Origin of the sequence: Billgrantia desiderata, from assembly GCF_900108215.1 — a bacterium.
Lineage (GTDB): Bacteria > Pseudomonadota > Gammaproteobacteria > Pseudomonadales > Halomonadaceae > Halomonas > Halomonas desiderata.
The window spans coordinates 57,400-80,083 of sequence record NZ_FNVC01000009.1 but is presented as its reverse complement, the minus strand read 5'-3'; the positions used below and the strand labels follow the sequence as shown (position 1 = coordinate 80,083).

Here is a 22,684-nt window from a genome sequence, read left to right as displayed (position 1 = left end):
AAAGGGGGATGTCGATTGATATTGTGAAGGTTTCGAGTGTGGTTTTATGCGGGACTGGTTAATTTGTCGATATGCTGAATTCCATCTACCCTGACAAGGGCTAGGAAAGTTGACAGTCCGGAAGCCAGGATAGGCACCCGGAGGCTATGTCCGATGTCCTTGCCAGGGAGGCATGCATGCACCAGCAGCACGGTGCCGCGCTCATCATCGTTCTGTCGCTACTCTCCATTACCTTGATGCTGGGCCTGTCGGGCTACCAGTCCGCTCTCGTGAACGAGCGCCTTGCCGGCAACCATCGTGCTGCCAGTCTGGCTCAGATGGGCGCCGAGGAGGCCGTTTCCTACGCCTGGGGCGAGGGCGGCGAACACCTCACTGCGGGCGATTTCGTCACCATCGCCGCTCTGGAAGCAGTGACGGCCCAGGGCTGGGCGTCGTTCTATCCCGGCAGCCGCGCCGGGCCTTGCCGCGGCAACCTGCGCTGCCCCTTTCGCTACGTGAGAGTCGGCGGTCAGTACTTCATCGTCGCCATGGGGGCAATTCGGGAGGGTGACCACACCGTGGCCAGTAGCATGCCCGTGGTCGCGCGAGTGGAGTTCAGAGAAATTCCCGACCCGGCCTTTACCCGGGGCCTGTTGAGTGCAGGGTATATCACCGTGACAGGCAATTCCTCGCTGACGCCGGCACGGCGGGCCGACGGCAGTATCGACCCCAACGTCGTGCATGCCAACAGCATCGTCAGCATCAGCGTGCCCGAGGCGCAGAGGGCTTACATCACTTCGGGGGCCGATAGGATGGTAGAGGTGCCGCTGCCGGGGGAGCGCCCGCCCCACGAAAGCCTGGCCGACTGCACCCGCGGCGATCCACCGACCCACTGTTACAAGCGCTACGAGCCCGCCATCTTCGACGAGTACCGCAACCGGCCCGGCGTGGTTCGCAGCTGCAACGTCAATCTCAATGCGCTGGCCAGCGGCACCACGGTGTTCTGCGAGGGCAACCTCTCCGTGGGGAGCGGCAGCGTGGAAGGCCGGCAGATCACCCTGGTGGCTACCGGCAGCGTTTCCATGAGCGGTTCCACGACGACGTCACCGCCCGAACGGGCAGAGATCGGCCTGTTCGTGGTCGCGGGAGGCAATATCGAGTTTTCGGGCAGGACCGACAACTACGGGGTGTTCTGGGCCGGTGGTCACGTGCGCCAGAGCGGGACTTCGAGGCTCTACGGCTCCATCGTGGCGGGGAGCTTCATTCAGAGCAGCGGCGGCATCGTCTTCACCAGCATCAACAACGTGACCAACCGCGATGCGTATATCGAGGCGGAGCCGCGTATCGTTGCCTGGCAGTGAGAGGGCCTCGTCGAGAGGCCCTGGAGATCATTGCCCGTTGGGCTTGCGGTAGTGACCCGGCACGGTCACCTTTTCGCCATCGGGAAGACGACGCACGTGAGTGGGAACGTAGATGCGTCTGATGACGCTCTTGCGTGACTTGTCGTCCATCCTGCTGCCTCCCGTTTAGTTGATGATGAAACTACTTTAGGGCAGGTCGGGCGTGTCGCGCAATAGCGGCCGTGGTCGGCTGCTCGGTTTACGTCTGGGGCACGGTTGCCTAGGTTATGAGTAGCCGGGCAAGGAGCCGAAGGAGTTGGCATGGAGCAGCTGAACGTCGCTCTCGCCGTCGTGGGAGGGCTGGTACTGGTCGTGGGCCTGCTGTCGAGCCCGCTGGATCGCTCCTGGCTTTCCGCCCCGCTGTTCGCCTTCCTCTTCGGTGTGGCGCTGGGCCCCCACGGATTGAACGTGCTCGATCCGATGGCGTGGGGCGATGGTAAGCAGATGCTCGAGCAGACGGCTCGCCTGACGCTGGGCATCAGCCTGATGGGCATCGCGCTGCGCCTGCCGCCCAGCTATCCCTTCGTACACTGGCGTTCGCTGCTGGTGCTTCTGGCCGCGGGCATGCCGGCCATGTTTTTGATCAGCTCGCTGCTCACCCATTGGGTCATGGGCTGGCCGCTGCTCATGGCGCTGCTGGTGGGCGGGGCCATCTGCGCCACGGATCCGGTGGTGGCCTCTTCGATCGTGACCGGCGGTGTGGCCAAGGAGAACCTGCCCGAGAGCTTCCGCCATCTGCTTTCCAGCGAATCCGGCGCCAACGATGGCTTGGCATATCCGCTGGTGCTGCTGCCGGTGCTGCTGCTGACCCTGCCCGCAGGCGATGCCTGGTTCGACTGGTTCGTCACGATCTGGCTGTGGGAGGTCGGCGGTGGGATATTGATCGGGGTGGCTCTCGGTTGGGCGACAGGACGGGCACTGCAGTGGTCGGAGGAGCGCGGCTATCTCGATCAGCCCTCCTTTCTTTCGATCACCCTGGCCTTGACGCTGCTGGTGCTGGGCTTGGGTGAGCTGCTGGGCACCAACAGCATTCTCGGGGTCTTTGCGGCGGGTCTGGCCTTCGATCAGGAAGTGGGGGGCAAGGAGCGCAGTGAAGAGGACAACGTGCAGGAAGCGGTCAACATTCTGCTGACCATGCCGATCTTCGTGCTGTTCGGCTTGATCGCTCCATGGGCCGAGTGGCGGGCGCTGGGCCCGCAGGGGGTGTTGTTGGCACTGCTGATACTGCTGCTGCGCCGTCTGCCGGCGATGCTATTGCTCAAACCCTGGCTGCCTGCGATGCGCGACCTGCCGATCACCCTGATCATGGGCTGGTTCGGCCCCATCGGGGTATCGGCGCTCTACTACGCCACCTTCATATCGAGTCGAACCGGCTACGACCTGGCCTGGACGGTGGGCACCCTGATCGTGGTGGCGTCCATGCTCGCCCACGGCATGACCGCGGCGCCGCTGGCCTATCGCTATGGGCGCTGGCGGCGTGGCAAGGGTTAACGCACTTCGCGGAAGTGTTCTCTCAGCCGCTCCAGCTCTGCTTCGCTCCACCCGTTCGGCTCGGTGAGTGCCACCCAGGCATCGAAGTAGTGCTCGGCGGCGATGGTGTGCCCGTAGCCGGGCGGTGCGCGACCCACGGCCAGGTCGCCGAGCAGCTGCAGCATGGTCACCACCGGGTACCAGCGCAGTTCGGGCAGCACGTCGGGGGCTCGTGGTTCGCGCAGCCACTCCGGCTCGCGATAGAGAATGCGCGGCTCGAAGAAGGTGATCGGGTCGCTGCCGTACTGCAGGTAGGCGATGCGGAAATCGCCCCAGTCGCCATTCGCGGCGTCCAGTCCCTGGTACTGATTCATGAAGCGCACCACGGCACCGTCGCGGAAGGTGGGCAGCCACGAGGGCGAGCCGCCATCGCGTTCCCGGGTAACCGTGCGCCAGGTGTCGCTGCGGAAGGGTGGCCCGCTCCACAAGGCACCGTGGAAGGGGTCGTCGATGATGTCGTAGAAGTCGAACGACAGATCCGAGTTGAGCGAGCCGAGGCTGAGGCCGTGCAGATAGAGCCGGGGGCGCTCGTCTTCGGGCAGTCCGCTCCAGTATTCATAGACGGTGGTGAACAGGGCGCGGGCGTTTTCGGCGCCGTAATCCCCTTCGACCAGCAGCGCCAGATGGCTGGGCAGGTAGGAGTACTGCATGGTGGCCGTGGCGATGTCGCCGCGGTGTAGATACTCCACCGTGTTCAGTGCCGCCGGATCGACCCAGCCTCTTCCGGTGGGGGTGGCCAGCACCATCACCGAGCGCTCGAAGGCGCCGACCCGCTGGAGTTCCTGCAGTGCCAGCTGGGCGCGCTCCGCGGGCGTATCCGCTGCACTCAGGCCCACATAGACCCGCACCGGATCCATGGCCACGGCCTCTGCGTCCAGGAAGGCACCTATGTCGTCGGCAGAAGGGCCCTGGGTCACGAAACGCCTGCCGCGTCCGCCGAGCGCTTCCCAACTGATCAAGGAGTGCTCGCTGCCGGTCTTCATCGGATCGGTGGGCGGTGGCAGGTCATCCAATATCAGCTCGTCGATCTGCTGAAAGGAGTTGTCGGCGGCGCGCAGGGCCAGGGTGAAGATGACCCCGTCGATGACCGACCAGAACAGCGCCGCGGCGGCGATCACGCCCAGCAGGTTCGAGATCCGATGCGGCACGAAGCGGCGCATCTTGTGGGCGAGAAAGCGAAAGGTCAGCCGGAACAGCTTGACCAGCAGCCACAGCAGCACGAAGAGCAGCAGGGCGATCACGGCGATGCTGATCGGGCGGATGCCGCTGACCTCCTCCAGTCCCATCAGGTCGCGGATGCGGTTCTGCCAGGCCGAGGCCTGCCACAGGAAGGCCACGGCGATGAGCGTACAGAGGCCGGCCGCCGTCAGCTTGATGACCCGCTCGATACGCGAGCGGGGGCGCGGCAGCTGCAGATAGTCCCACAGCCAGTGGGCGATGAAGCCCAGCGCATAGCCAGCCGAAAAGGAGAGCCCCGAGACGATGCCCTGGGCGTAGGTGGGCCGTGGCAGCAGGCTGGGAGTGAGCGAAAAGGCGAACAGCAGCGTGCCGAGCAGAAGGCCGGCCGTGGAAAAGTGCCTGAGAGCGCTGCGGATTCTCGGGTGCATGGGCATCATCTATTGAGAAAAATGGGCAAATCTTAACGCAACCCTGCCAGCCAGGTGCTGATGAGGGCGGCGAAGCGCTCGCGATAGCGCTGCGCACTGGAACGCTGGGACCACTCTGCCAGGCGTACCGGCTTGCTGTCGCCCATATGGCTTTCGAACAGTTCGGTCAGCTCGGCGGCGAAGCCGGGATGCTCCACTTCCACGTTGGCTTCGAGATTCCAATGCAGACTCCAGTGATCGAAATTGCACGAGCCCACGGTAACCCAGTCGTCGACGAGGCAGAACTTGGCGTGGGTGAAGCGAGGTTGATACTCGTAGATATGAATGCCGGCGTCCAGTAGCTCGCCGAAGTGGCGCTGGCCGGCATAGCGCACGCTGGGGTGGTCGTGCCCCTTGCCGGCCACCAGCAGGCGCACGTCCACGCCGCGTCGGGCGATGTCGCCGATCAGCTTGCGCAGCTGCCGTGACGGCAGGAAATAGGGGGTGTACATCCACAGCCGTTGCCTGGCCGTGCCCATGCGTTGATGCAGCGAATGGCGAATCGACATGTCGCTCGGCCCCTCGTTGTGCACCAGGCGGGCCGGCATCTCCCATTCCCGAGCGGAAGCGGAGGCGGCGGGGCGCTCCCGGTCGATGGCGCCCTTGTCGCCCCGGGTACGGGAGGATTCCCACAGATCGGCGAAGAGCCGGATCCAATCTTCCACCACCGGGCCCTCGGCACGCACCACCACGTCGAACCAGTCGCCCAGGTAGTCGTCGGTGAGGCAGTAACCGCCGGTATAGGCGACACGGCGATCGACCAGCAGCAGCTTGCGATGGTTGCGATTCAGATTGCGCCGCAGGCGCCGCATCATGAAGGGGTTGTAGTGGCGCAGGGCCACGCCTGCCGAGGAGAGCCGCTCACGGTCACGCTGCCCGAGGCTCACCGCGCCGAAACTGTCGAGCACCACATGCACCGCGACGCCACGCTGCGCGGCGCGCTCCATGGCATCGAAGAAACGGCGCGTCACTCGGCCGGACTCGATCAGGTACTGCTCGAACCAAACCGACTCCTCGGCCTTGTCGATGGCCCCCAGCAGCTCGGGGATGAAGCGCTCGCTGTCGGGTATCAGGGTGATACGGTTGCCCTGCTTCCAGGTGGGCTCCATTGCGGCTCTCCTTGCCGTTACCATGCTCCTTGTCCCGAGGGTAGGGGGATAAGCCGATCACGACAATGAGAGATGAGTCGGGCGATAGATGAGACGTCTGGCCAAAGGCAATACGTGGTCGCGTGTCAGCGCTGCAAGAGGCAGGCGGTATGCTTGCTCCAGAGTCACCCAACGCAACTCGGCAATCTCCGCGGCTGCCGCTACAGGAGACGGCAGCTTGGCAAGGAACAGATGAGCATGAACCAGATACCCCGGCTCGTTGGCAGCAGGCGCGGTGCACTCACCCAGGCAGTGCAATTCGGTTGGCTTCTGGCCGAGTTCCTCATGTAGCTCTCTGCGCAGTGCTGCCTCAGCAGGCTCGCCGGGCTCAAGCTTGCCACCTGCTTGCATGAAACGCTCGGTACCACGCTTGCGTACCAGCAGCAGACGCCCTTCGACATCGAGGATCAGTGCAGCGGCAATATGCAGAATGAACGGGTTAGCCTGGTTCATGCTCGTCATTCCTCAATGATAACGACTGGGCAGGCGCGTGAAGCGCACCGGTGGGCTGTACTTCTCTCCTGCGGGCGCCCGCTCGGGCGCCGGGCGCACCCGCCAGCCACGTGAATTCGCCCACTCCTTGAGCTCGTGGTAGTCGAGCAGCGGATACTCGCGGGTATAGGGGTTGGGCGATGACGAGGGAAAGGCGAAGGCCACGTGGGGGTAGAGGGCCAGGGCGTTGGGGCCGCCGTGGGCGGTCAGTGCCTGGTCGAGGGCCGATTGCCAGGCGCTGGCGTCGAGCGGGAGCTGAGCTGCGGTGGGCAGTGCATGGTCTTGCAGAGAGTGACTTGCCATGACATTTACCTCACTTGGAATCGATAGTGGGTCTTGGTTGGCTACATAAAGGCCGGTGGCTCCTGGGTCCTGCTTGGTTAAGCGCCCCACTCGTCAGCGAGTGGGGCGTGAGAACGAGTGGGGCTCAATCCCAGCTCAGCGCACCGCCCACCTGATACTCGGTGACGCGGGTCTCGAAGAAGTTCTTCTCCTTGCGCAGGTCGATGATCTCGCTCATCCACGGGAAGGGGTTCTGCGCCCCTGGGAATTGCTCCTTCAGGCCGATCTGGGCCAGGCGGCGGTTGCAGATGAAGTGCAGGTACTCCTCCATGATCGCCGCGTTCATGCCCAGCACGCCGCGGGGCATGGTGTCGCGGGCGTAGGCGATCTCGAGCTCGGTGCCCTCGAGGATCATCTGGGTCACTTCGTCCTGGAACTCGGGCGTCCACAGGTGCGGGTTCTCGATCTTGATCTGGTTGATCATGTCGACCCCGAAGTTCAGGTGCATCGACTCGTCGCGCAGGATGTACTGGAACTGCTCTGCAACGCCGGTCATCTTGTTGCGCCGACCCATGGAGAGGATCTGGCTGAAGCCGCAGTAGAAGAAGATGCCTTCGGTCACGCAGTAGAAGGCCACCAGGTTACGCAGCAGCTCCTGGTCGGTCTCCGGTGTGCCGGTATTGAAGTCCGGGCGCGCCAGCGACTGGGTGTGCTTGAGGCTCCAGGCCGACTTGGCGGCCACCGACGGCACCTCGCGGTACATGTTGAAGACCTCGCCTTCATCCATGCCCAGCGACTCCACGCAGTACTGGTAGGCGTGGGTGTGGATCGCCTCCTCGAAGGCCTGGCGCAGCAGGTACTGGCGGCACTCGGGGTTGGTGATCAGGCGATAGAGTGCCAGCACCAGGTTGTTGGCCACCAGCGAGTCGGCGGTGGAGAAGTAGCCCAGGCTGCGCTCGACGATGCGCCGCTCGTCCGGTGTCAGGCCGTCCTGGCTCTTCCACAGGGCGATATCGGCGTTCATGTTCACTTCCTGGGGCATCCAGTGGTTGGCGCTGCCGTCCAGGTATTTCTGCCACGCCCACTCGTACTTGAAGGGCACGAGCTGGTTGAGGTCGGCGCGAGCGTTGATCATCTGCTTGTCGTCGACCTGAATGCGTGCCGCGCCCATCTCCAGCTCCTCGAGACCGGCGGCCACGTCGAGCTCTTCCAATGACTTGCGTGCCCGTGCCAGGCGGTCGCTGTCGGCCACCCGGTAGTTGCCGCCGGACTCCTTGACCTCGTCGGCCGGTGCGGGCTGTGGCTTGGCGGCAGGCGCCGGCGCGGCCTTGGCCGGCTGCTCGGCGACGGTGGTTTCGTCCTCGTGGAACTCGTCCCAGTTCAGCATGGCTTCACCTTTATTTGGCTCGATCCGATATCGTTCGGATCAGGAATAATCTCGTTGCGGATGAAGCTGAGCGAGCGATGGCCAGACAAGGCGGAAATTGGTAAGGAAGCGGAGTTTACGTGTTTGTAAATGAGCATTCCGAACCAATTTCCAACGCCGTATGGCCGAGCGCAGCCAGCTTGTTAACCTACTGGCAGGCCTCGCAGCCCAGGTCGTCTATTTCCGCAGCACTGGGCGCTCGAGAGCCGCTGCCCGCCTTGCCGGTGAGGAAGTCCTCCACCCCGCGCGGCTCGCTGGCCGGTGTCGCGGAAGCTGCCGGGGCCACCGGGGGCGCCTGGTTGCTCACCGCGTTGAGATTGCCGCGGTCCACGGTGGACTTCTCCACCGAGGTGGCGCCCAGGGCGCGCAGGTAGTAGGTGGTCTTGAGGCCGCGGAACCACGCCATGCGGTAGGTCACGTCGAGCTTCTTGCCGGAAACGCCCTTGATGTAGAGGTTCAGCGACTGGGCCTGGTCGATCCACTTCTGGCGCCGTGAGGCGGCTTCCACCAGCCACTTCGGTTCCACCTCGAAGGCGGTGGCGTACTTGGCCTTGAGGTCCTCCGGGATGCGCTCGATGGGCTGGGCCGAGCCGTCGTAGTACTTGAGGTCGTTGATCATCACCTCGTCCCACAGGCCGCGCGCCTTGAGGTCGTGCACCAGGTAGGCGTTGACCACGGTGAACTCGCCGGAGAGGTTCGACTTCACGTAGAGGTTCTGATACGTGGGCTCGATCGACTGCGACACGCCGCAGATGTTGGAGATCGTCGCGGTAGGGGCGATGGCCATCACGTTGGAGTTGCGCATGCCCTGCTCGGCGATCTTCTTGCGGATGCGGTCCCAGTCCTGGGTGGCGCTGGTGTCCACCTCGATGTACTTCTCGCCGCGCTCCGTCACCAGCTTGTCGATGGAGTCGATGGGCAGAATGCCCTGGCTCCACAGCGAGCCCTCGAAGCTCTCGTAGCGGCCACGCTCGGCGGCCAGGTCGCTGGACGCCTCGATGGCGTGATAGCTGACCAGCTCCATGGAGCGGTCGGCGAACTCCACTGCCGCCTCGGAGGCGTAGGCGATGTCCTGGGCGTAGAGGGCATCCTGGAAGCCCATGATGCCGAGCCCCACCGGGCGATGCTTGAGGTTGGAGTTCCGCGCCTGGGGCACCGCGTAGTAGTTGATGTCGATGACGTTGTCGAGCATGCGCACGGCGGTACGCACGGTCTTTTTGAGCTTGGCGTCGTCGAGCTTGCCGTCGACCACGTGCTGCGCCAGGTTGATCGAGCCCAGGTTGCACACCGCGATCTCGTCGACGCTGGTGTTCAGGGTGATCTCGGTGCACAGGTTGGAGGAGTGCACCACGCCGGCGTGCTGCTGCGGGCTGCGCAGGTTGCACGGGTCCTTGAAGGTGATCCACGGGTGGCCGGTCTCGAACAGCATCGAGAGCATCTTGCGCCACAGGTCCTTGGCGCGCACGCGCTTGAACAGCTTGAGCTGGCCCGAGCGGGTCATCGCCTCGTACTCCTCGTAGCGCTGCTCGAAGGCGGCGCCGTAGAGGTCGTGCAGGTCGGGACAGGTGGCGGGCGAGAACAGCGTCCACTCCTTGTCGTCGAAGACCCGCTTCATGAACAGGTCGGGCACCCAGTTGGCGGTGTTCATGTCGTGGGTACGGCGGCGGTCGTCGCCGGTGTTCTTGCGCAGCTCGAGGAACTCCTCGACGTCCAGGTGCCAGGTCTCCAGGTAGGCGCACACCGCCCCCTTGCGCTTGCCGCCCTGGTTCACCGCCACGGCGGTGTCGTTGACCACCTTGAGGAACGGCACCACGCCCTGGCTCTTGCCGTTGGTGCCCTTGATGTAGGAGCCCAGGGCGCGCACCGGGGTCCAGTCGTTGCCCAGGCCTCCGGCCCACTTGGAGAGCAGGGCGTTGTCGCGGATGGCGCTGTAGATGGCATCGAGATCGTCGGGCACGGTGGTCAAGTAGCAGCTGGAGAGCTGGCTGCGCATGGTGCCGGAGTTGAACAGGGTCGGGGTCGAGGCCATGTAGTCGAAGCTGGAGAGCAGCTCGTAGAACTCGATGGCGCGCGCCTCGCGGTCGTCCTCGTTCAGCGCCAGGCCCATGGCCACGCGCATGAACATCACCTGGGGCAGCTCGTAGCGCACGTCATCCTTGTGGATGAAGTAGCGGTCGTAGAGGGTCTGCAGGCCCAGATAGGTGAAGGCGTTGTCGCGGGTGTGGTCCAGCGCCTCGCCGAGGCGCTCGAGATCGAACTCGGCGAGTTTGGGGTCGAGCTGTTCGAACTCGATGCCGCGAGCGACATAGGCCTGGAAGGTGGGCTTGTAGAGCTCGGCCATCTCGCCGAAGGTCGCCTCTTCGGCCACGCCGAGGAAGGAGAGCGCCTCGCGACGCAGGCTGTCCTGCAGCAGCCGCGCGGTGACGTAGGTATAGTTGGGCTCTTTCTCCACCAGGGTGCGCGCGGTCATCATCAGCGCCTGGGACACGCCGTCCACCGAAACGCCGTCGTAGAGGTTCTTCAGCGATGCCTCGACGATGCGGTTGGGGTCGACGTTCTCGAGCTCGGCGCAGGCATCGAATACCAGCGTCTCGATGCGGCCGAGGTCGAGCGGCCGCCGGCTGCCGTCGTCGAGGGTGACGTTGAGCGTGGGATGCGGCTTTTCGATGTCGCCGCCGGCGGCGGCGCGGGCGCGGGCGTGCTCCTCGCGATAGAGCACGTAGGCGCGGGCCACCTTTTGCTCACCGGCCCGCATCAGTGCCAGCTCGACCTGATCCTGAATGTCCTCGATGTGCACCGTGCCGCCGTCGGGCATGCGGCGCAGGAAGGCGCTGGCAATGCTCTGGCTGGCCTGGTCGACGAAGTCGCGAACCCGCGAGGAGGCGCTGACGTTGTCGCCCTCCACGGCGATGAAGGCCTTGCGCATGGCCACGGCGATCTTGCCGGCATCGAAGGGCACCACGTCGCCGTTGCGCTTGATCACGCGCAGGGTGTGCGGGGCCGTGAGCGACAGGTCGGTCGGGTCGGGGGTCTGAAGTTCCATGAGCCGATGATCCCTTTTTTGTGGGGATGAGACAGGGGCGACGAAGGCATTGACAGTCAGGGGCGGACTTGCTAAATGCACATCATCTTGTGTTGTTCCATCTTGAGAGCACAAGATAGTGTGCTTTTTCGTCGTCTTCAAGTGGATAACCTGTGGGTGAGCTGTGACTGTTCAGGGGGCATCCTTTGGGATATCGTCCAGTCCGGGCTATGCTTCGCTGGCAAGCTGCAAGGACGCGAAATGTCGCCAAAGGCAGGCGAAAGCGCCTATTTCGGGTATCCTTGATGAGTGATTGGCGGGACAGGGTGTCCCAATGACAACGAGGCCCAGCACGGGGATGACTAGGATGGATGACAACCTGGAAAGCAGCGACATGGAACACGTGCTGATTATCGAGGATGACGTGCGCCTGGCGGAGCTCACCCGGGACTATCTGGAGTCGAATGGCTTCAAGGTAACGGTGGAGGCCGAGGGCTCGCGAGGCGTTGAACAGATCCAGGCGTTGCAGCCGGATCTGGTGATTCTCGATCTGATGCTGCCCGGAGAGGATGGATTGTCGATCTGCCGCCGGGCCAGGCCGGACTATGCCGGGCCGATCCTGATGCTGACGGCGCGCACCGACGACATGGATCAGGTCCTGGGTCTGGAGATGGGGGCCGACGATTACGTGCCCAAGCCGGTTCAGCCACGGGTATTGCTGGCGCGTATGCGGGCGCTGCTGCGCCGCGCCGAGAATGCCGACCAGTCCGGCGATGCGCGGCTCACCTTCGGCAATCTCGAGGTCGACAGCGCCACTCGCGAAGCCTGGCTCGAGGGCGAGCGTATCGATCTCACCAGCGCCGAGTTCGACCTGCTGTGGCTGTTGGCCAGTAACGCCGGACGGGTACTCACGCGGGAAGAAATCTTCAGTGATCTGCGCGGCATCAAGTACGATGGCCAGGATCGTTCCATCGACGTGCGGGTTTCGCGGATAAGGCCCAAGATCGGCGACGACCCCAACCATCCGCACCGGATCAAGACAGTTCGCAGCAAGGGCTACCTGTTCGTCAAGGACGCCTGATCCATGCAGCGGTTCCTGGCCGATGGCTCCTTTCTGCGTGTCTATCTGGCCTTGGCGCTGGCGTTGCTGCTGACCTTCGGCCTAGCCCTGATGGGACTGGCCCTGGTCGACCGGGTGCGCGTCGAACAGTATCGCGAACAGCTGGCCGAAGCCCCGCTGCAGTTGCTCAGCTGGCGAGTCGCCGCGCTGCCCCCTCAAGAGCGCGGCAACTGGCTGACCCAGCAGTCCGATCTACTCAACATGCGGCTCTCGCTGCGCGAGCCCGACGATACCGATCTGAACTGGTTCGAGCGGCGCCGTCTGGACCGGGGCCGCGTGCTGGTCAAGGTCTACGACGAAGACAGCTGGCGACTCTATCGGCAGCTACCGCGTGAGGAGCGTATTCTCGAGGCCCGTCTCTCGGGGCTCAACGAGCGTCAGCTGCGCGGTCTGGCGCAGCTGCTCGGCGACTGGCTCGCCGAGGTCGACGGCGAGGCACGCCAACGGCGCCTTGAAGGCGTGACCAGCAATGCCCTGCCGGTGCAGCTTCGGGACCTGGCTCCCGAAGGGCTCGACAGCCATCAGCTTTCCCGGCTGCGCGACGGTGAGCTGGTGATTCGTCTGCTGCCTGGCCACTGGGCGTTGACGGTTCACCTGGCAGTGCCTGCCGCCGACGGCTCGCGGCAGTGGCTGTCGATCGGTCCCGTCTCGGCGCTGGAACCCACCCCCATTTCACTGCTGCTGCTGGTACTGGTGATCATGCTCGGCGTGCTGGCGGCGATCATCTATCTGATCGTGCGCGGCGTGGAGGCGCGTCTGGCGCGGCTCGAGCTGGCCGCCGGGCGCATCGCCAGCGGCCGCCTCGATACCCGGGTCAAGGTCGATGGCGGCGGCTTCATCGGCCGGGTCGGCATGGCCTTCAACGCCATGGCGGCCCAGGTGCAGTCGCTGTTGCGTTCGCAGCAGGAGATGATTCGGGCGGTCTCCCACGAGCTGCGCACGCCGGTGGCACGCATCCGCTTTGCCATGCAGATGGTCGAGGACATGACCGACGACCCGGCCGTGCACCGCCAGCTGCACGGCATCGACAGCGATATCGAGGAGCTCGACCAGCTCATCGACGAGATTCTCACCTATGCCCGCCTCGACAGCGGCCTGGTCAACGGCACTGCGCTGGAGCGTACTCGGGTCGACTGCCGTGCCGTCGCCGAGCGCGTCATCGCGACCCTGGCGCCGCTGCATGCCCATCTGCGTCTCGAGTTGGCCCCGGGGCCGGAGGTCGAGGTCCAGGCCGATCCGCGCTACCTGCAGCGGGCGCTGCAGAACCTGGTGGCCAACGCCTGTCGTCACGCCCAGTCTCGGGTGCTGGTGCGGCTCTCGCTGGAATCGCGCCTGGTGCGGTTGGATATCGAAGACGACGGTCCCGGCGTGCCGCCCGGTGAGCGACAGTCGATCTTCAAGCCCTTCGCCCGGCTCGACGACAGCCGCACCCGGCGCAGCGGTGGCTATGGGCTAGGACTCTCCATCGTGCAGAAGATCATGGCCTGGCACGGCGGCAGCGTGGTGGTGGACGACAGCCAGGAGCTGGGTGGCGCACGCTTCTCGCTGCTGCTGCCGCGGGTGCCGGCCGGCAAGGAGCGGTTGCCGCCGGTCAAGCCGGCTTGATGCCTTCGAGCACGGCGAAGGAAGTCTCGCGAGCCGTGCGCAGGAAGTCTTCCATCCACGGTTGATCGCGGCTCTCGTCGCGAATGGCGGCGTAAAGCGTGCTCCACATGCCTGCCTCACCGAGGCCCACGGCCTTCACGTAATCCCGCTCCAGGTACTCCGTCAGCGCCCAGTTGGGCAGCGCACAGACGCCGCGACCGCTGGCCACCAGTTGCATCATCATGACCGTGAGTTCGGCGGTGCGGATCTCGCGAGGACGCACGCCGGCAGGGTCGAGGAATTGGGTGAAGACGTCCAGCCGGGCATGCTCCACCGGGTAGGTGATCAGGGTTTCCTCGGCCAGATCTGCAGGGGTCACGTAGGGGCGCTCGGCCAGTCGATGCTGTCGCGCCACGGCCAGCAGCCCTTCGTAGCGGAACAGCGGCTCGTAGTAGACGCCGCCCAGCGGCTGTGGGTCGGCGGTGATCACCAGGTCGAGCTGCTCGCGGGCCAGGGCCGGCAGCGGGTCGAAATGGTGGCCGCCGGGAATGTCGATCTCCACCTCCGGCCAGTGGTCGCGGAAGCGGTCGATTGTCGGCATCAGCCACTGGAAACAGCTGTGGCATTCGATGGCCATGTGCAGGCGACCCGGCTCATGGCCGATCAATCGCGCCACGTCGCGCTCGGCCATGCGTACCAGTGGCAGCACCTGCTCGGCCAGTACCAGCAGCCGCTGCCCCGCCCGGGTGAATTCGACGGGGCGCGTCTTGCGCACGAACAGGGCGGTACCCAGGCGCTCTTCGAGATCCTTGATCTGGTGCGACAGGGCAGACTGGGTCAGGTGAACCCGCTCGGCGGCCTCGACCAGTGAGCCGGCATCGCGTAGCGCGATCAGCGTGCGCAGATGACGAAGTTCAATCATGAGCTTCTTTCATGTTCTTGGTTAATATATTTAGTTTGATTCACTTTTCGGTGCCAGCGAGACTCTACGGCAACATTCATGCGTAGAGGGTTTCATCATGACATTAGCTCATGTGCTTGGCTATCCGCGAATCGGCGCCGACCGCGAGCTCAAGCGAGCCGTCGAGGCCTACTGGCGCGGCGAACTGGATCGGGACGCTCTCGAGGCCAGCGCTCGGGAGCTGCGGGCGCGCCACTGGCAGGCGCAGCGCGATGCCGGCCTCGATCTGGTCACGGTGGGCGACTTCGCCTTCTACGACCAGGTGCTCAACGTCAGCGCCATGGTGGGGGCCGTACCGACGCGCTTCGCCGCCGAGGCGGAGGTCGCACGCGGCGAGGTCGATCTCGACACCCAGTTCCGCATGGCCCGTGGGCGGGCGCCCAGCGGCGCGCCGGCTGCCGCCTGTGAGATGACCAAATATTTCGATACCAACTACCACTACCTGGTCCCCGAGCTGCATGCGGGGCAGACGTTCAAGCTAGCCGCCACGCGGCTGTTCGACGAGGTGGCCGAGGCGCGTGGCGCGGGGCACCCGGTCAAGGTGGTGCTCACCGGGCCGCTGACCTGGCTGTGGCTGGGCAAGGGGCGTGAGGCCGGCTTCGACCGCCTGAGTCTGCTGCCGGCGCTGCTGCCGGTCTACGGCGAGATCCTCGCGCGCCTGGCCGAACAGGGCGTGGAATGGGTGCAGCTCGACGAGCCGGCGCTAGTGCAGGACCTGCCGCTCGAGTGGCGCAATGCCTATGAGTTCGCCTACAGCAGCCTGCGCGCCGCCCCGGTCAAGCTGCTGCTGGCCACCTACTTCGGCGGCCTCGGCGACAACCTGCGCCTGGCCGCGAGCCTGCCGGTAGACGGTCTGCACATCGATACGGTGCGTGCTCCCGAGCAGCTCACGGCGGTGCTCGACAACCTGTCGGGCTACAAGGTGCTGTCGGTGGGTGCCATCGACGGTCGCAACGTCTGGCGCGCCGACCTGGCGGTGCTGCACGAGCGTCTGGCCAATGCCCGCATGCGCCTCGGCGAACGGCTGTGGCTGGCGCCCTCCTGTTCGCTGCTGCACGTGCCGGTAGACCTGGCGGCAGAGACGACGCTCGACGAGGAGCTCAAGAGCTGGCTCGCCTTTGCCCGCCAGAAGCTCGACGAAACCGTGACCCTGGCGCGTCTGCTCGGCAATCGTGGCACTGACGAGGATCGTGCCCGGGTCGCCGCTGCCACGGCGGCACTGGACGCCCGGCGCGCCTCGCCGCGCCTGCACCGGCCCGAGGTCGCCGAGCGCCTGGCCGGCGTCGGCGATGCCGAGCGCTCCCGCGACAATCCTTATCCGGTCCGGGCCCGAGCCCAGCGTCGCGCGCTGGACCTGCCGCTGTTTCCCACCACCACCATCGGCTCGTTTCCGCAGACCGCGGGGATCCGTGCCGCCCGGCGCGCCTTCAAGAGCGGTGAGCTGGGGCATGACGCCTACGAGGCGGCGATGCGCGACGAGATCGCCGATGCCGTGCGCCGCCAGGAAGCCTACGGGATCGACATGCTGGTGCACGGCGAGGCCGAGCGCAACGACATGGTGGAATACTTCGGCGAGCAGCTCGACGGCTATGCTTTCACCCGCAACGGTTGGGTGCAGAGCTATGGCTCACGCTGCGTCAAACCGCCGGTCATCGTCGGCGACGTGGCCCGACCGGCACCGATGACGGTGGCCTGGAGCCGCTATGCCCAGTCGCTCACCGAGCGGCCGATGAAAGGCATGCTCACGGGGCCCGTGACCATGTTGCAGTGGTCCTTCGTGCGCGACGACCAGCCGCGGGAGGTGACCTGCCGGCAGATCGCCCTGGCCCTGCGCGACGAGGTGGCCGATCTCGAGGCTGCCGGCATCCCGGCGATCCAGATCGACGAGCCGGCGCTGCGTGAGGGGCTGCCGCTGCGCCAGAGCGAGTGGCAGAGCTACCTCGACTGGGCCGTGGAGTGCTTCCGCTTGACTGCCTCGGTGGCACGCGACGCCACCCAGATCCACACCCACATGTGCTATTCGGAGTTCAACGACATCATTGGTGCCATTGCCGCACTGGATGCCGACGTCATCACCATCGAGACCTCGCGCTCGAACATGGAACTGCTCGACGCCTTTCAGGACTTCGCCTACCCCAACGAGATCGGCCCGGGCGTCTACGACATCCACTCACCCAACGTTCCCGAGGTGGCCTGGATGGTGCAGCTGATGGAGAAGGCCGCCGAGCGGATTCCCGTCGAGCGGCTGTGGGTCAATCCCGACTGCGGCCTCAAGACCCGCAGCTGGGCCGAGGTGGAGCCGGCCCTGGCCAACATGGTCGAGGCGGCTCGCGAGCTGCGCCGACGCTACGGCTAAGTGTGCCGCTGCGCTGCGTTCGCTGTGCGTGAAACAGGCGCCGGGTCGTCACGTCCCGGCGCCTGTTATGCTGTGTCGGTTCGCTACGCCCAAGGAATCGCCCATGATGTCTCGTTTACCCTCTTCCGTCCGTCCGGCGCTGCTGGCCGCCGCCTCGCTGCTGCTGGTCGGTTGCGCCGCCGCTCCCGTCGACGGGCCACGTGCCGGCGCCGGTCAGGTAGCCAGCACAGCGCCGCTGTTGCCCTCGCTGCTGTTTCCCGGCGGTGCCGAGCACTTCGAGGCCTGGCGCTGCACGCCGCAGCAGGATCTGGTGACCGCCTTCGGCGAGCGCGAGCTGCGGCTGTGGTCGGCCCACGGCGGCTATCGTCTGGCGCCGGCCGTGGTAGCCAGCGGAGCGCGCTACCAACAGGGCGATCTCAGCTTCTGGAACAAGGGGGGAGAGGCCGTGGTGGAGAGCGCCAACGGCAGGCTCGACTGTACTGCCGCCATGGCGCGTTCGGCGCTGACCCGCGAGCAGCGCCCCGGCGTGATGTTCCACGGCCGTGGCAACGAGCCGGGCTGGCACGTCAATCTGGCCCACGACGCCCCTGAACTGACGCTTACGATGGACTATGGAACAAGGGAAATGACACTGCCCTATCGGGTCGTCGCCATGGACAACGGCGGCGGCAGGGTATTGCTCTCCAGCGGCCTGACCGATCAGCCCTTCGAGCTGCGCCTGGAAGCGCGGGCCTGCTTCGACAACATGAGCGGCGAGCCGTTTCCGGCCCGGGTCACGCTGACCTTCGAAGGGCAGACCTACCAAGGCTGCGGACAAGGAATAGCGCCTTAACTCTCCTGAATGCGATAGACGCAGCGTCGCGCACCGGCCAGCACGTGTTCGGTGCGCTCGACGCTGGCGTCTTCCCCCAGCGCGGCGCGGAACACCTCCAGCTCGGAGCGGCAGAAGTCCGGGCAGGTGCTGGCGGCCTGGCAGATCGGACAGTGGTTCTCGATCAACAGCAGGCTGCCGTCCGCCTCCCGCTGCCATTCCGCCATGTAGCCTTCCCGTGAGCGAATCTCGGCCAGCCGCTGCACCCGCGCTTCCAGGCTGTCGCTGTCGGCCAGGGCCTGACGGTACTGCGCCAGGGTTTCGGCCTGACGCGCTTCGATCAGCCGTGTCAGCGCGGCATCGCCCAGGGTGTCGCGCACGCTGACGATCAGTCGCGAGGCCAGCTCGGCATGGCCGTCGGCAAAGCGCGCATGCCCGGCCTCGCTGAGCCGCCATTCGATCGTCGGTCGACCGACGCCACCGGGCAGCGGGCGCTGGGCCACCAGGCCCTGACGGGCCAGCTTGCCGAGCTGCTGGCGGGCGTTCTCGCCGCTGGTGCCGAGCAGCTCGCCCAAGGCCGCCGCGGAGTGAGGGCCGCGGGTCTTGAGTAACAGCAGCAGACGCTCGGCGGTATCCGCCGCCGCGCCTGCGGCTTTTCCTGCGTGGTTGCTTGACATAAAGGCAGCTGGAATTAATCTAGTACTTTCTTGGAAAATAGCGGCGGGGCTCGCACAAGGCAAGTCGGGAGCCAAATGAACCTGCCTTGGAACCGCTCCGCCATTTCACCGTGAAAGCAAGGAGCCACAATAATGGCATTCGAACTGCCGGCACTGCCCTACGAGAAGAACGCCCTCGAGCCGCACATCTCCGCCGAGACCCTGGAGTATCACTACGGCAAGCACCACCAGGCCTACGTCACCAAGCTCAACGAGCTGACCGACGGCACCGACGACGCCAACAAGTCTCTCGAGGAGATCATCAAGTCCTCTTCCGGCGGTCTGTTCAACCAGGCAGCCCAGGTGTGGAACCACACCTTCTACTGGCACTGCCTCTCGCCCAACGGCGGCGGCGAGCCGAGCGGCGCGCTGGCCGAGGCGATCAACGCCAAGTTCGGCTCCTTCGCCAAGTTCAAGGAAACCTTCAACGCCAACGCCGTGGCCAACTTCGGCTCCGGCTGGACTTGGCTGATCAAGACCGCTGACGGCGGCGTCGACATCGTCAACACCAGCAATGCCGACACCCCCATCGCTCACGGTCAGACCCCGCTGATGACCATCGACGTGTGGGAACACGCCTACTACATCGATTACCGCAACGCGCGTCCGAAGTACCTGGAGAACGTGTGGAACGTGCTGAATTGGGATTTCGTCGCCCAGAACTTCAGTTCCTGAGCGTGCGATCGGCGTAAGCTCCCGCTCAGCGATTCATTTGGCTGAGTGTCGAGTTGAGCATGGCCCTGCCGATAGGCAGGGCCTTTTGCTGCGATAGATTTTCGTTTTTATCGAACGATAAGTGCAAAACTATGCGCTTTTAATGGCAAAAATTGCACGTAACATGACGATCAACACCACCCCAACCTGGGAGATCGTCATGGCTACCCGTATTCTTCTCGTTACTTCATCCATCCTCGGTGAGCACGGCCAGTCCAATGCTTTGGCCAACCACCTTCGTGAGCGCGCCGCCGGGCGCGACGAACTCGCCATCACCCACCGCGACCTGGCCGTCGACTCGCTGCCCCATCTGGGGCTGGAGGAGCTCTCCAGCTGGCAGGTGGCGGCCGACGAGCGTTCCGCCGAGCAGCAGGTGCTGGCCCAGCGTTCCGACGACCTGATCGATGAGCTGCAGGCCCACGACGTGCTGGTGCTGGCCGTGCCGATGTACAACTTCGGCATTCCGTCCCAGCTCAAGGCCTGGTTCGACCGGGTGATGCGCGCCGGCACCACCTTCCGCTATACCGAGCAGGGTCCGGTGGGCCTGGTGAAGGGCAAGCGCGCCGTGATCCTGGCCGCCCGCGGCGGGCAGTACGCCGGCACCGAGAACGATACCCAGACACCGCATCTCAAGGCGATGCTGGGCATGATCGGTATCACCGACGTCTCGACGATCTATGCCGAAGGACTTGCCATGGGCGACGGCCTGCGCAATGCCGCGCTCAAGGAGGCTCGCCAGGCCATCGACTCGCTGGTCGAGAGGCTGTAAGCCTCAACACGCCTCTGGCACGTCCGCCACCCAGCGGTCGGTGACGAAGTCGCTGGTGCACAGCCTGGCCTCGGGAGAGAAAACGCGGGCGGCCAGTTGGCCCAGCGCCTCCCTGTCGGCCCGAGAGTCAGGCGTCACCATCTCGGTGGGCTCCAGCGGCTGCCACGTCTCTCCTTCGCGCGTCGCCAGGGCGTAGCTGAAGGCATAGAACCCCGGGAAACCCAGGCGTACGTCGGTAGCGATCAGGGTTTCCCGGCCGTTGCGCTCGCGCACCTCATAGCGCAGGTAGGGGCCGGCGAACCAGTCCAGACGCTCTCCCTTCTCCAGAGCCAGGGCGTCCGCCTCCAGCTCGGCACCACGACGAAAGATCTCCAATAGCGGTGGCTCGGCGCCGTCGAACAGCCCCACCAGGGTTTCGTAGTGTCGGTCGCCGTCGATGATCGTTGCCCGCCACAGCAAGGTGTTGAACGGGGTGGGCTGCACCAGCCGCGGCGCATCTTCGATCCCGTGCTCCGCGAGTACCGGCTCGAGCCGGTGTTCCACGACCCCCTTGGCGAGCATGGCAAAGGCCAGATAGGCGCAGGAGAGCGCCAGCCCCCAGGCGGGGCCGCGAAAGCCGTTGCCCGTCGCCATGGCGAAACCGATGCCCACCAGCAGCGGCAGGGTGTAGAGGGGGTCGATGATGAAGACCACCGGCCAGGCGCTGGGGCGAACGTTCAGCGGCCACCAGAGCTGGGTGCCGTAGGTGGTCAGCACGTCGAGCAGCGGGTGGGTGACCAGGCACAGTACGAAGAAGGCCCACCAGCGCCCCAGCGTGATGTCGCGGGCTGGAGCGAAGCGCCGGGCAAGCAGTGCCAGCAGGGTGCCGAACCCGGTCAGCACGAACAGCGAGTGGGTGAAGCCACGGTGCTCGGTAACGTTGAGCACGGCATCGCCATAATCCAGGAACACATCGAAGTCGGGCAGGGTGCCCAGCGCCGCGCCGATCAGCACCGCCTTGCGCCCCAGCCGCCGTCCCAGTACGGTGCCGCCCACGGCCGCACCCAGTGCGGCCTGCGTCAGGGTATCCATCCGTTTGGACTCCTCGTCTTTCCTTGAATCTAGTCTGGCCCTTGGCGTGTGTACCATGCCGGGCCGCAGGCCAGGATATGCCGATGCACCGGGCACTCGACATGATGGGCTCCCGGCAGATAGCCGGTGCTCATCAGGAACTCACCGACGATCTCGGGGCCGGTGAAGCGAAAGGTGCGGCGAAACAGCTTGACCCACTCCGCTTTCGTCAGCGGATGGTGATAGTCGAGCCAGGCCGCAAAGCTGCCGTGGGCGTCGCGCAGTGCCAGGATGACGCCAGCGTTGTGGATCGCCGCCTCCACCTTGAGTCGATTGCGGATGATGCCGGCATCGCCGAGCAGGCGCTCGCGTTCACTCTCGCCGTAGGCTGCAACCTTGGCAATGTCGAAGTTGTCGAAGGCATGACGAAACGCTTCGCGCTTCTTGAGTACCGTCAGCCATGACAGGCCGGCCTGGTTGATCTCCAGTACCAGGCGTTCGAACAGCGCCGTGTCGTCCCTGACGGGAAAGCCGTACTCCTTCTCGTGGTAAGGGCCGTGCCATGGATGACCTGGTGCCAGATCACAATAGTGCGACATTTCCGCTCTCTTTCCCTTAGTGGGTATTGGCAAGCCATCGGCGGCTTGTCACGATTCCATTATCCGGCGTCAACGCTTCAGGAGCCACCCAGCATGAAAAGCCTACCCATGAACCGCAAGACGAAAAAGGTGACCGCGCTCTCCCTGCTGGGCGGTGGTGCCCTGGCCCTCTACCTTGCCTTCACCCCCGGCACCAGCACCCAGGCCGGCTCGGTGGTGGAGATGTACCAGGATCCCAATTGCGGCTGCTGCACCGACTGGGCCGATCACCTCCGAGAGGCGGGATTCGAGGTGAATCAGCACAAGACCCGCGACATGCGCTCGATCAAGATCGAGCATGGCGTCACGCCCGAGCTTGCCTCCTGCCACACGGCGCTGATCGACGGCTACGTGATCGAGGGCCACGTGCCGGCCGCCGACATCAAGCGTCTGCTCGAGGAGCGGCCCGACGTGGTAGGGCTGACGGTGCCGGGCATGCCGCACGGCTCGCCCGGCATGGAAACCGGCCGCTACGACGACTATGCCGTACTGACCTGGCAGCATGAGGATCGGACGCCGGCCATCTTCAGCGAGTATACTCACTGAATTGAGTTTTTGATTGGCTAGGAGGGCTCATGCAGTACCTGCACACCATGGTTCGAGTCAGCGACCTGGATGCGTCGCTGCGCTTCTACTGCGACCTGCTGGGGTTGAAGGAGGTGCGGCGCAAGGAGAACGAGAAGGGGCGCTTCACGCTGGTATTCCTGGCGGCTCCCGAGGACGAGTCGCGCTCCGCCGAACTCAAGGCGCCGGAGCTGGAGCTGACCTACAACTGGGACCCGGAAGAGTACGGCGGCGGGCGCAACTTCGGCCACCTGGCCTATCGGGTCGACGACATCTACGCCCTGTGCGAACGGCTGCAGAATGCCGGCGTGACCATCAACCGTCCGCCCCGCGACGGCCACATGGCCTTCGTGCGCAGCCCCGACGGCATCTCCATCGAGCTGCTGCAGAAGGGCGATGCGCTGCCGGCCAAGGAGCCCTGGGCCTCGATGCCGAATACCGGCTCCTGGTAAGAACCCGCGACGAGAATAAGGAAC

The 22,684-nt window shown here is 65.1% G+C and carries 21 protein-coding genes; 10 read left to right on the top strand and 11 right to left on the bottom strand.

Annotated elements, in window-relative coordinates:
• Positions 1–176: 176 nt before the first annotated feature.
• Positions 177–1,340: a hypothetical protein gene (locus C4S71_RS10335; protein WP_086508035.1), complete on the top strand. Its 1,164-nt coding sequence runs from the start codon at positions 177–179 to the stop codon at positions 1,338–1,340.
• Between the two features lie 27 nt (positions 1,341–1,367).
• Here C4S71_RS10335 and C4S71_RS22875 read toward each other — a convergent pair whose 3' ends face one another.
• The gene (locus C4S71_RS22875) at positions 1,368–1,490 is read right to left on the bottom strand and encodes a hypothetical protein (protein WP_254914129.1); all 123 of its coding nucleotides are present in this window, start codon (positions 1,488–1,490) and stop codon (positions 1,368–1,370) included.
• A gap of 150 nt (positions 1,491–1,640) precedes the next feature.
• On the opposite strand from C4S71_RS22875, the gene C4S71_RS10330 reads away from it, so the two are divergent.
• Entirely contained in the window at positions 1,641–2,870 is a 1,230-nt protein-coding gene (locus C4S71_RS10330; RefSeq protein WP_086508036.1) for a cation:proton antiporter domain-containing protein, read from the top strand.
• On the opposite strand, the gene C4S71_RS10325 is transcribed toward C4S71_RS10330, so the two are convergent.
• From C4S71_RS10325 to C4S71_RS10300, 6 genes are all read right to left on the bottom strand, one after another.
• Positions 2,867–4,516 carry an alpha/beta hydrolase gene (locus tag C4S71_RS10325; protein ID WP_086508037.1) on the bottom strand — a complete coding sequence of 550 codons (1,650 nt, stop codon included), beginning with the start codon at positions 4,514–4,516 and terminating at the stop codon, positions 2,867–2,869. The two genes, C4S71_RS10330 and C4S71_RS10325, sit on opposite strands and share 4 nt — an antisense overlap.
• A 32-nt stretch (positions 4,517–4,548) precedes the next feature.
• A complete protein-coding gene (locus tag C4S71_RS10320) occupies positions 4,549–5,664 on the bottom strand; it encodes a phospholipase D-like domain-containing protein (protein WP_086508038.1) in 1,116 nt (371 codons plus the stop codon).
• A gap of 57 nt (positions 5,665–5,721) precedes the next feature.
• Positions 5,722–6,156, bottom strand: coding sequence for an NUDIX hydrolase (locus C4S71_RS10315; protein ID WP_086508039.1), 435 nt, complete (start codon positions 6,154–6,156; stop codon positions 5,722–5,724).
• A gap of 12 nt (positions 6,157–6,168) precedes the next feature.
• Positions 6,169–6,498, bottom strand: coding sequence for a hypothetical protein (locus C4S71_RS10310; protein WP_086508040.1), 330 nt, complete (start codon positions 6,496–6,498; stop codon positions 6,169–6,171).
• A gap of 124 nt (positions 6,499–6,622) precedes the next feature.
• The gene (locus tag C4S71_RS10305) at positions 6,623–7,864 is read right to left on the bottom strand and encodes a ribonucleotide-diphosphate reductase subunit beta (protein WP_086508041.1); all 1,242 of its coding nucleotides are present in this window, start codon (positions 7,862–7,864) and stop codon (positions 6,623–6,625) included.
• A 187-nt stretch (positions 7,865–8,051) separates the two neighbouring features.
• Entirely contained in the window at positions 8,052–10,946 is a 2,895-nt protein-coding gene (locus C4S71_RS10300; protein WP_086508042.1) for a ribonucleoside-diphosphate reductase subunit alpha, read from the bottom strand.
• 346 nt (positions 10,947–11,292) lie between these two features.
• On the opposite strand from C4S71_RS10300, the gene C4S71_RS10295 reads away from it, so the two are divergent.
• On the top strand, positions 11,293–12,006 hold the full coding sequence (locus tag C4S71_RS10295; protein WP_103969087.1) for a winged helix-turn-helix domain-containing protein: 714 nt from the start codon (positions 11,293–11,295) through the stop codon (positions 12,004–12,006).
• A 3-nt stretch (positions 12,007–12,009) separates the two neighbouring features.
• Positions 12,010–13,650, top strand: coding sequence for an ATP-binding protein (locus C4S71_RS10290; protein ID WP_103969086.1), 1,641 nt, complete (start codon positions 12,010–12,012; stop codon positions 13,648–13,650).
• On the opposite strand, the gene C4S71_RS10285 is transcribed toward C4S71_RS10290, so the two are convergent.
• Complete coding sequence (locus C4S71_RS10285; protein ID WP_086508045.1) at positions 13,637–14,551, bottom strand: LysR family transcriptional regulator; 915 nt, start codon at positions 14,549–14,551, stop codon at positions 13,637–13,639. The genes C4S71_RS10290 and C4S71_RS10285 overlap by 14 nt on opposite strands.
• 97 nt (positions 14,552–14,648) lie before the next feature.
• On the opposite strand from C4S71_RS10285, the gene metE reads away from it, so the two are divergent.
• Together metE and C4S71_RS10275 are read left to right on the top strand one after the other, a co-directional pair.
• A complete protein-coding gene (metE, locus tag C4S71_RS10280) occupies positions 14,649–16,946 on the top strand; it encodes a 5-methyltetrahydropteroyltriglutamate--homocysteine S-methyltransferase (RefSeq protein ID WP_103969085.1) in 2,298 nt (765 codons plus the stop codon).
• A gap of 103 nt (positions 16,947–17,049) precedes the next feature.
• Positions 17,050–17,778 (top strand): MliC family protein, encoded by a 729-nt coding sequence (locus C4S71_RS10275; protein ID WP_103969084.1) that lies wholly within the window; start codon positions 17,050–17,052, stop codon positions 17,776–17,778.
• Here C4S71_RS10275 and C4S71_RS10270 read toward each other — a convergent pair.
• Positions 17,775–18,434, bottom strand: coding sequence for a helix-turn-helix transcriptional regulator (locus tag C4S71_RS10270; protein ID WP_103969083.1), 660 nt, complete (start codon positions 18,432–18,434; stop codon positions 17,775–17,777). The two genes, C4S71_RS10275 and C4S71_RS10270, sit on opposite strands and share 4 nt — an antisense overlap.
• Before the next feature lie 132 nt (positions 18,435–18,566).
• On the opposite strand from C4S71_RS10270, the gene C4S71_RS10265 reads away from it, so the two are divergent.
• Both C4S71_RS10265 and C4S71_RS10260 read left to right on the top strand, forming a co-directional pair.
• A complete protein-coding gene (locus C4S71_RS10265; protein ID WP_086508049.1) occupies positions 18,567–19,148 on the top strand; it encodes a superoxide dismutase in 582 nt (193 codons plus the stop codon).
• Between the two features lie 199 nt (positions 19,149–19,347).
• Positions 19,348–19,956, top strand: coding sequence for an FMN-dependent NADH-azoreductase (locus tag C4S71_RS10260; protein WP_086508061.1), 609 nt, complete (start codon positions 19,348–19,350; stop codon positions 19,954–19,956).
• A 3-nt stretch (positions 19,957–19,959) separates the two neighbouring features.
• Here the strand turns inward: C4S71_RS10260 and C4S71_RS10255 are convergent, their stop codons facing one another.
• Positions 19,960–21,027: a metal-dependent hydrolase gene (locus tag C4S71_RS10255; protein WP_103969082.1), complete on the bottom strand. Its 1,068-nt coding sequence runs from the start codon at positions 21,025–21,027 to the stop codon at positions 19,960–19,962.
• A 29-nt stretch (positions 21,028–21,056) separates the two neighbouring features.
• Positions 21,057–21,605, bottom strand: coding sequence for a DNA-3-methyladenine glycosylase I (locus C4S71_RS10250; RefSeq protein ID WP_103969081.1), 549 nt, complete (start codon positions 21,603–21,605; stop codon positions 21,057–21,059).
• A 93-nt stretch (positions 21,606–21,698) separates the two neighbouring features.
• On the opposite strand from C4S71_RS10250, the gene C4S71_RS10245 reads away from it, so the two are divergent.
• Entirely contained in the window at positions 21,699–22,190 is a 492-nt protein-coding gene (locus C4S71_RS10245; RefSeq protein WP_086508052.1) for a DUF411 domain-containing protein, read from the top strand.
• Positions 22,191–22,219: 29 nt separating this feature from the next.
• Positions 22,220–22,660: a lactoylglutathione lyase gene (gene gloA, locus C4S71_RS10240; protein WP_103969080.1), complete on the top strand. Its 441-nt coding sequence runs from the start codon at positions 22,220–22,222 to the stop codon at positions 22,658–22,660.
• Positions 22,661–22,684: the final 24 nt, after the last annotated feature.